Genomic DNA, 15,973 nt, shown 5'->3' with positions numbered 1-15,973 from the left:
TTTGACGACTAAAGTTGATAATAAATAAGAGCATTTTTCACAAAAAATAAAATCAAATGATTGATTTTTTATTATTACTTTATTTTATTTATTGCTTATGTCTGTTTTTTTAATATATTTTTTTATTAAAAATCACGGACAGCCTATAAAGTATAAAAAAACTCAAGATCACATTATAAAAAACTCAATTTTCATTTTTAATTTTCTTGATATTTTAATTTTCGAGATGAAAAGGCGATGTAATTATCTCTATTTTTAATAAACTTATATTAGGAAATATTTAATGAAAAACATTAATACGCTTTTAACGAAAATGAAATCTTCCACTTCGGAAATTATTACATTAAAGGAATTAGCCCCATTATCACTGCATGAAATACGTGCATTAAGTGATGAAAAATTAACGTGGGATGAAGCAAAAATATTATATACACAAGCACAAGAAGCCGAAAAAATTAATAAACTTAATGAAGCTCATTATTTAGCGCGTAATAATCCTCAAGTACAAAATGCGGTCGCGTTAGGTATTCAACCACAATCAGCACAAAGCCGCGCATTAGGTGATTGGATCCCTGAAAGAGGCAATATTTTTGTCGATGATAAATCTGTGGCTTCTATGTTTTCACCCGCGGGGTATTTAACAGAACTTTATCGTGAAGCAAAAGTATTACATGCTGAAAGTTCGGTTTATCATCTTGATAAACGCCGTCCCGATTTAGCGCAATTAGTGCTTTCACAAGAAAATATGGATAAAGAAGTTTCCACACTTACTTTATCTAATCAAATTCTAACCAGAGCACTACAAAATAAATTAGGTGGTGGTAAAGATTTATTTCGTGAATTAGCGACTAACCGTTTAACTGGTGGCACACCTTATCACCAACCTTATGAAACCATTCGCCAAGCAATTTTACTTCAAGATAAAAATCTTGAAGGTTTAATGTCTGCGGTTGATGTGACAAGAACCTTAGATTCAGCACTACTAGCTTCTATTCAAGCTGATATTTCCCCTGAGCTTTATAATATTTTAGTCGAAGATGTTGATAAAGATACCGATACACTATTTAAGAAAAATTTTGGCTCTACTAACAGTGATATTCTAAACAGCACTCATTTTTTAGCGAAATATTATAATATTGAACAGAAAGATGCTCAATTTGTTATTAAAGCGTTTAATAAAAAAGGGAAGTTATCTAATAAAGAATTTTTAAATTTAAATAAAATCATTCGCTTATATAAAGCTACAGACATGCCATTGTCTTCTTTGATTACTGCAATTCAATCTAAAAATATGCAATTAAATATTGATAAAGAAGTATTAAGCAATATTTTTCATTTGCAAGTAATGATGAATACTTACCCTATTACAGTGGAACAAGCGATTGTGCTTAATGGTGGATTAATTTCAAAAACATCATTAGGTAATACACTATCACAATTTGATCAATTATTTAATCATCCGCCACTTAATGGTAACACTTTTACAGATGATGGTTATCATTTCCCTCTAGATAATGCAAATGAAGCTACTAGTATTATTCGTTTAAATACTTTAAAGCGTGCATTTGATGTTAATGATGTTGAACTTGTTATGTTATGGCGGTTAGCAATATCTTATAATAGCGAATTTGATTGCTCATTAAAAAGTCTTTCTTTACTTTACCGTACGAGCTTATTAGCACAAATTTATGGTTTATCGGTTAATGAGTTAGTATTGCTTATTAATATTTTACCAAAACCATTCAATGGAACGATTCAATCTCATGATAGTTCTGATGATATGGGTAATTTAATTCATACTCTTAATGATGTCATTAACTTTGCTAAAAAAGAAAAGTGGACGATAAGTGAATTATTTTTAATTTGTTCATCAAAATTTGAGTCTGAATTTAGCTCTGAACTTGAAGTGTTAATCAATAATTTAAAAGAAATATTAAAAAATACACCAACAGATTATGCAGAACAATTCTCAGCCATTTCTTCATTTATTGCTGCTGAAATGGGTATTGACTCTATTGAAAAATCAAATTCAATATTACAATGGGTTGATCTAGAAGCAGGTAATAAATATCTAAATGAGATATTGCCAATAATTATTAAAGATACTTTAACTCAACAAGATAAAGTAGATATTGCACTATTCTTTAATCGACTTAAAAAAACCACCTTGGTTTCCAATAAAGTGGGATTAAATAAGTATGAATTAGAATTTATTAGTGTAAAACAAGAATATCTTTATCCTAAAGAAAAGCATGTTTTAACCATTGATAAAATAAAGCATATTACTTATTTTCATCACTTTATTTCCCAATGTGGCAATATGGCGAATGAGTTTTTAACTGGACTTAAAAACCAGTCATTAACGACTGAAAAAATGACCTCTATTTTAAATATTGATGAAACAACGCTTAATCAAGCCTTAGTATTAACGCCAACCAAAGAATTAAAAGATTTTCAAAATATTACTATTTTGATTCAATATTTAGAGTTATCTAAAACACTGGGTATTTCACCTAAAGATTTTAAATTGTTAATTGATTTAAAATACACTGAAAATAATGATGTCGCGGGAAATTATGATAAGTGGGATAGGTTAAGCCAAATTATGCAGGCGAATTTAAACAGTGAAAAAACGGCACAGCTTACTCAAATTAAGGATGTGAAAGAAGCGGCAGTATTAACCCATTATTATGCCAGTCAAAGTAGAAATCCATCGTTAATCAGTCGTGATGATGTGTATCACCATTTATTAATTGATAATCAAGTTTCTGCTGAAATTATGACAACACCGATTGCACAAGCGATTGCCAATATTCAATTTTATATTAATAACTGCTTGTCAGGTGATGAAAAAGATGTTGATAAGAATGTAAAAGGCCGTACTTTTTTTGCTCAGTGGGATGAATTTAATAAACGTTATAGCACTTGGGCAGGTGTTTCTAAATTAGTTTATTATCCAGAAAACTATGTTGACCCAACGATGCGTATTGGGCAAACCAAAATGATGGATACCCTATTACAGTCTATTAGCCAAAATAGTGTTAATCGCGATACGGTAGAAGATGCCTTTAAAACCTATTTAACTTCATTTGAGCAAATTGCTAATTTAGAAGTGATTAGTGGATATCATGATAGCGTAACACTGGATGATGGCATTACCTATTTTATTGGCCGTAATCCCGCTGATCAAATGAGCTATTATTGGCGTAGCGCTGATCATAGTAAAATTAAAGATGGCAAAATGGCAGCCAACGCGTGGACAGAGTGGACTAAAATTGAAAATGGTTTAAATCCGTATAATGGTTTAATTCGCCCTGTTATTTTTAATAGTCGTTTATATATTGCTTGGGTTGAACGACTTGAAAAGGCCAAAAATGAAACGGCGGAAAAAATTGAAAAAGAAATTAAATATAGCTTAAAACTTTCTCATATTCGTTATGATGGTTCTTGGAGTTCGCCTATTACTTATGAAATATGGGATAGTTTAGACAAACTGAATAAACTCAACTTCTATCTCAGTTATAGTGATGAGTTTGATAAAGTTATGATTGTGTTTTATAAAATGTCAGAAACATACTCAGCTGAAAAAGATGAATTCAAGATTTACTATATTGATAATGAATTGAATTTTGCCAAAGGAACTTCAAGTGAAATTGAAAGTGTTTATATTAATGCAAAAAATGAATTCGATATATTAGATGATTCAAAAGGAATTCGTGTTAAAGTTATAAACAATCATTTTATTAAAAGAGATAAAACGAATTATACTATTTCACGTGAACCTAATTCTAATATTACAGTTAAAGAGTCTGAACTAGCATCATTACAAGGTAGTTTAATTAATGATGCTAAAATTGAATTAAATAATAATCGCATAACGTGTTTGTTTTCTGCTGCTATTAAATGTGAAATTAAAAAAACAATTGAAGCTGATGATTATGTAAAACAACACGTGGCAGAAATACTGTCATATCATAATGATTCTAATGATGAATTTGAAGATATTTATTATGCTAGGGTTAATATAGGTAAATGTGAAGATGGTTATTTTGAAAATATACATAATGAAGAGACGGATTTTGCTTTGTATTTTATTGTTGATTTGAAATCAAGAAATTTTTATTTTTATTTTATTTATAAAGGTAATGAATACAAAGTGGATCTCGACTTTACTCGTAAAGTTATGAATTCTTATGCTCCATTTATTGGTGTTTTTAATATTAATGATAAAGATAATGAAGCCATTAATCTAATGAGAAGCTCTATTGAGGAAAATGGATATTTCTCTATGAGTATAGATGATCATTTTTATGATCTAATAAAACAAAACAACTGTATGCTTCTTATGACATTTGAACTAGATGATGGTGTTTATGGTATTTATGGTAAAAGCACATTGGATAATTTACCAATTAAAAATCTTGATCCAATATATAACAGTACAGCAAATAAGATCAGTGATATTGCAATTGAAATAAAATCTGCGGAAAATAATAAAGAATACAATATTAATAGTTGGAGTAATCATAGCCAAATTTATGGAGGTATAAATAGTTTCAATAATGTAGATGGTGCACTTAGTTTAGATATTCCTGTTAGTGAATTTACCAGAAATGGAAAAACAACGGTAACGGTAAATGTTAAGGTTAAAAATAAACAATCGGAGGTGTTATCAGAAAAGGCTTTTTCATTTGAAGTTAAGAGAACTATCGTTGCGGATACAGGAAGCGTTATTAAAGTAGAAACAAATTCAGCAATGGCTCAGTATATGTCAATGAGCATTACAAATAAGCCAATGCTTGTGCGTTTAAATACTTTATTTGCCCGCCAATTGGTTAAACGTGCCAATAAAGGTATTGATACTATTTTAACCTTAGATACTCAGCGTTTACCTGAACCTGCATTAGAGGGTAATACGGACGACACCATGGATTTTAATGGTGCCAATGCACTCTATTTTTGGGAGCTGTTCTATTATACCCCAATGATGGTTGCTAATGTGATGCTGGAAGGACATAACTATGATGAAGCTGGTCGCTGGTTACGTTATGTATTTAGTCCTAATGGCTATATAGAAAATGGGACTTATTCTGATCGCGTGTGGAATTCACAACCCCTTTTAACTGATACGGATTGGGATAAAGTTCAACTCGATTCAACCGATCCGGATGCCGTTGCGCAAACAGATCCGATGCACTATAAGTTAGCGACCTTTATGAAGTGCTTGGATATTCTTATGGAGCGTGGTGATAGTGCTTACCGTGTATTAGAACGCGACACCTTAAATGAAGCCAAAATGTGGTATATGCAAGCGCTGAAATTACTGGGTGATGAAACTGAGCTGTTAGGTGATAACGTTTGGTTAACCCCTAAATTAACTGAGGCAGCAACAAAAACGAAACAATCAACACGCGTAATCAAGAAAGAAAATGAAGAAGCGGCATCACCACGTACAGCAAATTCATTAACTGCGCTCTTTTTACCGCAAATTAATGAGAAGTTAGCGCAGTATCGCGACACGTTAAAAGTGCGTCTGTTTAATTTACGTCACAATTTATCAATTGATGGGCAACCTCTGTCGTTAGCGATTTACGCTACACCGGCAGATCCTAAAGCATTACAAAATGCAGCCGTGAATCAATCTCAAGGTGGCAGTACATTGCCAAATGTCGTGATGCCAACACAGCGCTTCCCTGTGATTTTAAATAGTGCTAAATCGGTGGTTAGTCAGTTAATGCAGTTTGGTAGTTCATTATTTAGCATTACAGAACGCCAAGACGCACAAGCATTGTCAGAATTATTCACTACGCAAGGTAGCGAAATTATTCTGCAAAATATGAAGTATCAGACGAAGAGTATTGAAGAATTTATCTATAACGAGAAAGCATTAAAAGCGTTACGCGTTGGGGCACAAAATCGACTTGATCACTATAGCAAGTTATATGATGAAAATATCAGTACCTCAGAGCAACAAGCGATGGATCTCTATCTGGCATCGTCAGTGTTGAATACCGCCAGCCAAGGGCTAAACATTGCAGGAGCTGCTGCAGATTTGGTGCCGAATATTTACGGTTTAGCGGTCGGTGGCTCGCGTCTAGGCGCTATTTTTAATGCCACATCAATTGGTCTGCAATTATCAGGATCTGCAACTCGTATTGCGGCAGATAGATTAAGTCAATCTGAGTCTTATCGTCGCCGTCGTGAAGAGTGGGTATTATCTCGCGATAACGCAAAATCCGAGTTGGAACAAATTGATGCACAACTTGAAGCCTTAAAAGTACGTAAAGAAGCCACGAGTTTGCAGCTGGATAGCTTGAAATTACAACAGCAACAAACGCAAGAGCACTTAACTTTCTTACAAAATAAATTTACCAATAAAGCCCTGTATAACTGGTTACGCGGTAAATTAATGGCGATTTATAAACCTTTCTACGACTTAGCTATTTCTCGCTGTCGTATGGCGGAATTAGCTTATCAGTATGATTTAGGTGAAACCCAAACCTTTATTCGCCCAGGTGCATGGCAAGGTAACTATTCTGGTTTGATGGCGGGTGAAAATTTAATGCATAACCTGACTCATATGGAAAACAGCTACCTTGAAAAAGATAAACGCGCACTGGAAATTACCAAGATTGTTTCGTTGGGTGATGTATATCAAGGGTTAAGCACTAAGCCATTTGGATTTGAACAAGTAACTGATGTGATTAATCAATCGAAAACACAGTTAGGTACAGCAGTAAATGGTATTACGCTGAAAAACGGTCAATTACAAGCTTCAATTAGGCTCTCTGATTTAGCTATCGACAAAGATTACCCTGCTGATTTAGGTCAATTACGTCGAGTTAAACAAATTAGTGTGACATTACCTGCATTAACAGGCGCTTATCAGAATATCAGAGCAGTGCTGAATTATGGCGGTAGTGCGGTGAAACCAAGAGGTTGTAATGCAATCGCGATTTCTCATGGTATGAATGACAGTGGTCAATTCCAACTGAACTTCAATGACGATCGTTATCTGCCTTTTGAAGGTTTACCCGTGAATGATAGCAGTACACTGACTTTAAGCTTCCCTGATGCAACAAGTAAGCAAAAAGAGATGTTACTGACACTGAACGATATCATTCTCCATATTAATTACACCATTCGTTAATTATCTAAATCTTAATTAATTACAGGCTCCTTAGGGAGCCTGTCAGGAGTTCTACATGCAAAATTCAGAGACATTGACCTTTGATGCGCCGAATTTACCGAAAGGTGGTGGGGCTGTCACAGGATTAACGGGCAACATGGGTGCTGTTGGCCCTGATGGTGCAGCCACTTTTAACTTACCATTACCGATTAGCCAAGGTCGTGGTTATGCCCCTTCTTTAGGTTTAACGTATCAAAATCAAGCGGGCAATGGTGCGTTTGGTTTTGGCTGGTCTGTCGGTACGATGTCGATTCGCCGTCGTACATCAAAAGGTGTGCCATCGTACACTCAACAAGATGAGTTTGTTGGGCCAGATGGTGAAGTGATTGTACCGATTATCAATAAGAAAGGTGAAATTGAAACGGCACAACGTAATACATTATTAGGCATAAAACTTGCACATCAATACCAAGTCACAACTTATCGTTCTCGTATTGAAAAAAGCTTTAGTCGTTTTGAGTGTTGGTCATTACATGAGGCTAATACTTCTGCCAATATACCAAAACAATTTTGGGTGATGTTGAGTGCAAATGGTGAGGTTCATTTATTCGGTTATGAAACCACAGCACAGATTGTGGATAGCCAAAACAGCGCACATATTGCGCAATGGAACCTCAATGCTTCGGTTTCAGCGATGGGTGAGCAAATTGAATATCACTATCGCGCTGAAGATGAACAAGGCTGTGATAAACAAGAAATTCAATCACATAAAAATGCCAATACACAACGCTATTTAGAGAAGGTGTATTATGGCAACCCTGTGGGAGAGCGCGCGCTTTCATGTACTAAAATTGATAACACATTACCTAAAAATGCTTTATTTACTTTGGTGTTTGATTATGGTGAGCGTAGCAGTGCATTAGCCTCTTATCCTCAATGGCAGAGCAATTCATCCTGGACACTGCGTCAAGACTGTTTTTCGCTTTTCCATTACGGTTTTGAAGTCCGTACTCGCCGTTTATGTCGCCAAGTGCTGATGTATCACCGTATTGAAAGCTTAGAAAAACAAACAGCACTGACAGAAACACCAGAATTAGTCGCTAGATTAACACTGACTTATGCCGAGTCTGGAGCTAGTTCGATATTAGTTTCTGCACAACAATCGGCGTTTAACGACAATAAAGATACACAGTCGTTAGTGACATTGCCTCCTGTAAAATTTGATTGGCAACAGGTTGGTACGACAAAACAAGCTCAGTGGCAATCATTGGATGAGCTTGCTTCTTTTACACCACAACAGCCTTATCAATATGTTGATTTATTTGGGGAAGGGCTTGCTGGGGTGTTGTATCAAGACCATGGTGCTTGGTGGTATCGCGCACCGATTAGAAAAGAAGATAAGCAAAATCCTAATGCTATAACATGGGATAACCCTAAAAAACTCCCTGTTATTCCATCACTACGAGGTTCAGCTATGCTGACAGACGTTACAGGTGATGGGAAATTAGAATGGCTAGTCACACAAGGTGATATAAACGGTTATTACACTCAGGATGATACTAAAGCCGAGAATTGGCTTAATTTTGTGCCACTTGATGCCATACCTGTGGAATATTTTCACCCTAGAGCTGAAATTACCTCATTAACAGGCAGTGGTTTTGCTGATCTTGCCTTGATTGGTCCTCGTAGTATTCGTCTTTATGCTGGCTCAGTTCGAGGTTGGAAAGAAAGTAAAGAGATAATGCAGGCTGAAGGTGTGATCTTGCCGATTAAGAATATCAATCGTCGTGCTTTAGTCGCATTTAGTGACGTATTGGGTTCTGGTCAACAACATCTAATTAAAGTGGATTATCAAGGAGTAACCTGTTGGGTACATCTCGGTGAGGGTAAATTTAGCACACCAATCACTATTGCGGGATTTTCGGCAGATCGTCTTAAATTTAATCCTAACCAACTCTATTTAGCTGATTTAGATGGCAGTGGTACAACTGACATCATTTATATCCAATCTACTCATTTAGAAGTTTATTTTAATCAAAGTGGTAATCAATTTGTACGTGGTGATGATATCCCATTACCTAAAGGTATGCGTTTTGATAACCAGAGCCAACTGCAAGTGGCGGATATTCAAGGTTTAGGTATTGCCAGTATTTTACTGACAAAATCTTATCCAACACCGCAACATTGGGTGCTTTCTTTACAAAATAACAAACCGTGGTTATTAACCTCGATTAATAACAATATGGGGCTGATCCAAAACTTGCACTATCGTAGTTCTGCTCAATATGGATTGGACGAAAAATTAGCTCAGCAGCAAAGTAAGAATAAAGTGGTGAGTCATTTACCTTTTCCTCTGCATACGCTTTGGAAAATTGAAACGGTTGATGAAATTACACAAAGCCAGTTAACACAGCTTTTCAATTATCGTTATGGTGTCTGGGATGGTAAAGAAAAAGAATTTCGTGGTTTTGGCTGTGTTGAAGCCACAAATGCGGAGTCTTTTAAAAGTGAAGAAAATACAACGAATAAAACGCCAAGTGCGTTAACCCGTCAATGGTTTTCAACCGGTAAATCCATTGTTGATGCTCAGCTTTATAATGAGTTTTGGCAAGGTGACAGTGTGGCATTTCCTCATTTCTCACCGCGTTTTACACAAGGTGAAGGAAGTGCTGAAAAGATCTGTGATAACACAGTACGTCAAGAACAAGCCTATTGGCTTGAGCGTGGATTGCAAGGCCAATTACTTCGAAAAGAGGTCTATGGGCTAGACAGTTCTGTTGTTTCCAATGTGCCTTATGCTGTCACAGAACAACGAGCGCAGGTACGTCTAATTGAAACGCAAGGGCGCTCGCCTGTGGTGATGCCTTCGGTGGTGGAAAGCCGTCAATATCACTATGAGCGTATTGCGACTGATCCTGCTTGTCATCAACAAATCATCTTAGAACAAGATAGTTATGGTTTTATTTCTAAAACAGTTTCTATTGATTATCCAAGACGAGTTAAAGGCACAGAAAATCCTTATCAACATTATGAAAGCCTGCCAGAAACTTTATGGGGATCCAGTTATGATGAGCAACAACATACGCTGCGCTTAGGTTTATCACGTCAAACTTGCCATCATATTAATCATCCTGAAAAGCAGGTTTATCAACTAGGTGTTACAGCAACAAGTCGCCAAGATATCTGGACATATGGCGTAGAAAAACAGCCTAAAGATGGTTTAAGTATCGAAGCATTATTAGCAACTGATAATTTGCTCACACAAAAATCGGCATCCGTATTTGTAGGACAACAGCAACTTGCTTACCTGAATGCGAGCAGTAACGCCACATTTGCAGAACCTGATTTCCCTGCGCGTTTAGCCTCTAGCGAAACGGCCGAACTCGATGAAGAAATCGCAAAAGCTATTTCACAACCTTATCCACATTTAAAACTGGATGAAGTCATGGAAAATGCGGGTTATCAGCAAAAAGTGTATTTATTTGCTGATGTTCCAGAAAAAGGCAAAAAACTGTGGGTGAAATCGTTATTAGGTATCAAAACCTACGGTTCATTAGCGCAATTCTATAAACCACTCGTGTACAAGAAAACAGCACTCTCTTGTGATTACACTTTGCTATGGGATAAACAATTCTGTGTTTTGATGGGTAAAGAGTCTCCTTTAAATACACAAGATTTCCATCTTACTTATGATTGGCGTTTTTTATCACCTAACTCTATTACTGATGAAAATAAAAATATTCATCAAGTAACCTTTGATGGTTTTGGCCGAGTGACAACAACACGTTTTTCGGGGCGTGAAAACGATAGACAAAGTGGCTATAGCGATAAAACGTGCATCATGCCAACAACCATTAATGGGGCTTTGGCGCTAACATCAACGCTGCCTATTGCCACTGGTTTTGTGTATGTGACAGACAGTTGGATGTCAACATCTGCAAAATTGCCTCCTCATGCATTGCAAATCATGACTGATCGTTATGACAGCGATCCACAACAACAAATCCGCCAACAAATCGCGTTTAGTGATGGTTTTGGTCGCTTATTACAAACTTCCGTGAGAGTTGAAACGGGAGAGGCTTTCTTGCGCAGCGAAACGGGTATGTTGGTGATGAGTGGAGAGCAACACGTCCAAGTTAAAAATGCACCGATAAGATGGGCTATTTCGGGTGAAACAGAATATGACAATAAAGGAAATATAAAGCGAGTTTATCAGCCTTATTTTCTCAATGATTGGCGTTATATCAACAATAGCTCTGCACAATCGAATCGGTTTGCGGATACCCATTATTACGATGCATTAGGTCGCTTATATCAAGTGAACACAGCAAAGAACTATCAACGTAATACGATAGTAACGCCTTGGTTTGTGGCTCAGGAAGATGAAAATGACACCTTAATGTAAGTTATTTATTGCTTATTACGCGGATTAATTGGCGATGTCGCTTAATCCGCATTATTTAGGAATTTTATTATGCTAGTTGCGATCCCATCAGAAAGCGATGCACTGGCTTGGATGATAATCGGTGGATTTTCAGCCTGGGGAGGTATCGTGAGGTATTTAATGGAAATTAGGCAAAAACAAATTAAGTGGTCTTGGTGTGGTATCACCAGCCAAATAGTGATCTCTGTTTTTACGGGATTATTAGGCGGATTATTAAGTTTTGAAAGTGGGGCAAGTCGTTATATGTCTTACATGATTGCAGGGCTTTTTGGCTCGATGGGTAGCACAACTTTAATTTGGTTGTGGAACCGGATTTTTGGTGTGAATAACCTTAAGGAGCCTAAATGAGCATATATACATTGAGTCAGCGTAGCCAAAAAAACCTAGAAGGTGTGGATCAGGATTTAGTCCAAGTGGTTAATTTGGCACTGACATTTAGTGAATATGACTTTGTCGTTATTGAAGGGGTACGTTCATTAGCTCGACAAAAAGAGCTAATGAAGGAAGGTAAAAGCAAAACACTCAATAGTCGCCATTTAACAGGTCATGCCGTTGATATTGTGCCCTTAGTGAATGGAGAGATCCCTTGGCAAGATTGGTCAGCATTCGAGTCGGTATCAAAAGCGATGAAAAAAGCTGCTTATCAATTGAATGCTCGAATTAATTGGGGGGGGGATTGGGTTTCATTTCGTGATGGCCCTCATTACGAACTTTGTCGAGAGACATATCCATGAATATAAGCACTTTTTTACGTTTAGGTGTTAAAGGTGGAGTGGCAATTATTATTGTTCTCACTCTGCTGGTTATTCGTTATCAATATAAGCAAATCAATCGACTATCAGAACAAAACAGCCAGCTTGAATATCAACAACGCACATTGCAATCACAATTAATTCAATGGCATGAGCAAGCTGAGCAAGTGTCTGAAGCATTAATGCACCAACAAAAGGAGCAACAATTTTTAGAGGAAGAAAATCATGTTATACGACAAGAATTACGGCAGATTTTGGCTCAAACGCCTTGTGCTAATGAGTCTGTACCTGATGCTGTTATCCGGTTGCAACAGAACACCCTCAATCGTCGTTAAAGCGCCGGATAAATTTGTTCCTTCACATTTGTTACAGCCGTGCTCTGCACCATTCTTTAATGTGCAAGTGTGGGGAGATTACCCTGATTATGTGGCCCGTTTAATATTGGTTTTAGAAAAATGTAATACCGATAAAAAAGCTATTGCCGAAATTTTAGCTTTAAAAAATCAGCGTAGTAGTAACGAATTGGATGCTAAAAAGAAAATCAACTAAGGAATTATAGAAATATGTCAAATCAACAATTATATACACGAACACCCACTGTGGTGGTTCATGACAATCATGGATCAACAATCCGTGAAATTAACTATTGTCGTCATCCAGATACAAGTAACCAAACCGATGAGCGTATTATCCGTCATCACTATCATGTTCGTGGTTACTTAGAGCGCAGTATTGATGCTAGATTGTATGAAGCACAGCAATCAGACTCCTCTATTCAACCCAATATTCAGCAAACAATCAGTTTAGGTGGTGCATTATCGCTTTCACAATGTGTTGATAATGGAAATAACTTTAATCTAAATGATATTGAAGGCACTGTTGCACAGCAGATTAATGCCCAAGGTACTGTGATTACATATGAATATAGTAAACCTGAGTTTGTGCGTAATTTAGAAAAAGTTAAGGAAGGTAGTAAGGTAAAACAACTGTTGAAATGGGCAAATAGCGACGAAATATCAGTTAATAATAATCGTGTAGGAAAATGTATTGCTCATTATGACACTGCGGGTAAAAAAGAATTTAAGACGTTTTCTTTATTAGGAAAAAATACCTATTTCATCAGAAAATTTCACTTTGGTAATGATATACATTGGGAGGAAGGCAGTTACGATATGAATCAAGTGGAGCATGCGGAGAATTATAAAACTATGCTCACTCATGATGCCACAGGGGCTGTATTAAAAGAAACAGATGCTAAAGGTCATCAACGCCGTATTGTCTATGATATTGCTGGTTTTGTTAAACAATCGTGGCTAACCTTAAAAGGAAAATCAGAACAAGAGGTTTTACGTTCACTCACCTATTCGGCGGCAGGGCAAAAATTACGCGAAGAGCACGGTAATGGACTAGTGACCACTTATGAATATGAAGCAGAAACACAGCGTTTACTACAGGTCAAAACAGAACGTCCTCAAGGTCATGCTTTAGGGGCGAAGATCATGCAAGATCTGCGTTATGAGTATGATCCTGTGGGGAATATTATTGTACTAAAAAACGACGCTGAAGCGACTCGCTACTGGCGTAATCAGAAAGTGGTACCTGAAAATCGTTATGTTTATGACTCTCTGTATCAATTAGTCAGTGCTACTGGTCGAGAATCCGCCAATCAGCAAACACCTGCTTCGATGCAATCCCAACCAGTGACAATATTCGCTAAAGATGCGCAAAGTTATACTAATTACACCCGCTTATACACTTACGATCGTGGTGGTAATTTAACGCAAATTCGTCACAACTCCCCGACGGCACAACAAAGTTTTACTCAAGATATTATTGTTTCTCATAAAACCAATCGTGCTTTATTGAAATCTCAATGTGCAGATCCACAAAATGTGGATAGCTATTTTGATGAGAGTGGTAATTTAACCAAACTACTGAATGGCGATACGCTATTTTGGAATAATTGTAATGAATTAGAAGCCACAAATGGAAAAATAGAAAACGGATCAATTTATGAGGGGGAAACTTATCAATATGATAGTGAAGGCCAGCGAGCCACTAAACTAAGAGGACGTAAGCAAGGTTCGTCTGATAAGTTGGAGAAAGTGCTTACTCATTACTTATCTAATATTGATGTTTGGGAGTTTGGTGAATATCCGACAAGAGAAAAATATGATGTCGTCCATATTCAGGTAGGCACTAGTGCAAAAGTCAGAGCATTATGTTGGGAAATCGGATCACCGCAAGGCATTGAAAATAATTCATTGCGTTATAGCTATGATGATGGCATTGGTAACAGCGGATTAGAAACTGATGGTAAAGGGCAATTAATCAGTTATGAAGAGTATTACCCTTATGGAGGCACTGCAATTTGGTCTAGCGAAAATGCGGTAGAAGCTGACTACAAAACGATCCGTTATTCAGGGAAAGAGAAAGATTCCACCGGACTTTATTACTACGGCCACCGTTATTATCAACCTTGGCTTGGTCGTTGGTTAAGTGCTGATCCCGCAGGTACGGTTGATGGGCTTAATTTATACCGAATGGTGCGTAATAACCCTGTGACTATGCATGATCCTGATGGGCGAATGCCAATTCCACCAGCACCGCCAGCACCGCCTATGGCACCACCAGCACCGCCTATGATGGGGGGAGCACCATTGCCACCACCAGTACCTGATGGTATGCAGGCAATATCAAAACCACGGAAAACTTGGGGTGATCCATTAAAGAATGCTAATAGTACGGCATTATCGGATCAGCAAGGAGGAAATTATCCATACTATACGGGATTTTTTAGAACTTTATATGTCTCTAAAATTAAACATTATAACGATATTTCTAATATAAAAATGTTTGTTGATGAATGGCAAGGTATTAATGAAAAATCTCAACGTCAATTAATAAAGGAAAATATTAATGAACAGAAAGTATTATATCTACAAAATAAATTAAATAAAATGGAAGAAGAATGGCCTAAATATGTTAAGACTCATGAGAAAACAACATATCGAGGTGATGGATTATCGATTAGTGAAACTTACCCGTGGTTTAAGGATTTTGTAGATGAAGTTAAAAACAAGGAGAAAGCAGTATTAAAGCAAGTAAATATTCCTGTTTCTGCTGTTTCTATAATGTCTACTGCAACTACACCGAAGTCAGGTTATGTTTCTAACGCAAATGTTATGTGGCATTTTAATCTTGAACCCGAAAATCTAGGTGTTTCTATGCCTGTCTATAAAGGTGAGGATGAAGTGACATTCCCTGTTTATAACAAGATGAAAATTACTTCATTGCAATATTTACCAGAAGGAAGTTCTTATATGAATAATCCAGAGAAGTTTGGTTCGTCTCATCGCTATATTATTAATGCTAATATGCTTCCAAGAGGCTAATCTACAATAGTGTATTTTAAAATTTGTCAGGGCAACATGTATATATTGCTCTGACAGTTTTTAACGCTATCTTAATGAAGATGTTTTTCTACTAAACTCCTTTCTTATAATGCTACTTTTCTATATATAATCGTTAATTTAAATGTGATTATTTTCTCAAAAAAATACATTTTAAAAATTATTTAAATAATGAAGTTTGATAAATTTTAATAGTCAGATACAGTTGGATACTTATTTTTTATATCTTGCTTTA

The 15,973-nt window shown here is 36.4% G+C and carries 7 protein-coding genes; all 7 read left to right on the top strand.

The genetic code is table 11. From position 1 onward, the window contains the following. The first annotated feature begins 283 nt into the window (after positions 1 to 283). The 7 genes from LG402_RS18305 (at position 284) to LG402_RS18275 (ending at position 15,720) form a co-directional block, all read left to right on the top strand. Complete coding sequence (locus LG402_RS18305; RefSeq protein ID WP_227336095.1) at positions 284 to 7,150, top strand: neuraminidase-like domain-containing protein; 6,867 nt, start codon at positions 284 to 286, stop codon at positions 7,148 to 7,150. A 55-nt stretch (positions 7,151 to 7,205) separates the two neighbouring features. After that, on the top strand, positions 7,206 to 11,534 hold the full coding sequence (locus LG402_RS18300; RefSeq protein WP_227336094.1) for a SpvB/TcaC N-terminal domain-containing protein: 4,329 nt from the start codon (positions 7,206 to 7,208) through the stop codon (positions 11,532 to 11,534). A gap of 69 nt (positions 11,535 to 11,603) precedes the next feature. Then, positions 11,604 to 11,921, top strand: a complete 318-nt coding sequence (locus LG402_RS18295) for a phage holin family protein (RefSeq protein ID WP_166539954.1) — start codon at positions 11,604 to 11,606, stop codon at positions 11,919 to 11,921. Further along, a complete protein-coding gene (locus LG402_RS18290) occupies positions 11,918 to 12,307 on the top strand; it encodes a M15 family metallopeptidase (protein ID WP_166539955.1) in 390 nt (129 codons plus the stop codon). The genes LG402_RS18295 and LG402_RS18290 overlap by 4 nt, the downstream gene beginning before the upstream one ends. After that, entirely contained in the window at positions 12,304 to 12,660 is a 357-nt protein-coding gene (locus LG402_RS18285; RefSeq protein WP_166539956.1) for a DUF2570 family protein, read from the top strand. The genes LG402_RS18290 and LG402_RS18285 overlap by 4 nt, the downstream gene beginning before the upstream one ends. Then, positions 12,617 to 12,874, top strand: coding sequence for a hypothetical protein (locus LG402_RS18280; RefSeq protein WP_227336093.1), 258 nt, complete (start codon positions 12,617 to 12,619; stop codon positions 12,872 to 12,874). Before LG402_RS18285 ends, LG402_RS18280 begins: the two co-directional genes overlap by 44 nt. A gap of 14 nt (positions 12,875 to 12,888) precedes the next feature. After that, complete coding sequence (locus LG402_RS18275) at positions 12,889 to 15,720, top strand: RHS repeat domain-containing protein (RefSeq protein ID WP_227336092.1); 2,832 nt, start codon at positions 12,889 to 12,891, stop codon at positions 15,718 to 15,720. Positions 15,721 to 15,973: the final 253 nt, after the last annotated feature.

The sequence above is a fragment of the Proteus sp. NMG38-2 genome (assembly GCF_020640995.1).
Taxonomy (GTDB): domain Bacteria; phylum Pseudomonadota; class Gammaproteobacteria; order Enterobacterales; family Enterobacteriaceae; genus Proteus.
Note: the sequence above shows the minus strand (reverse complement) of the source record. Positions and strands in the feature narration are given on the sequence as shown.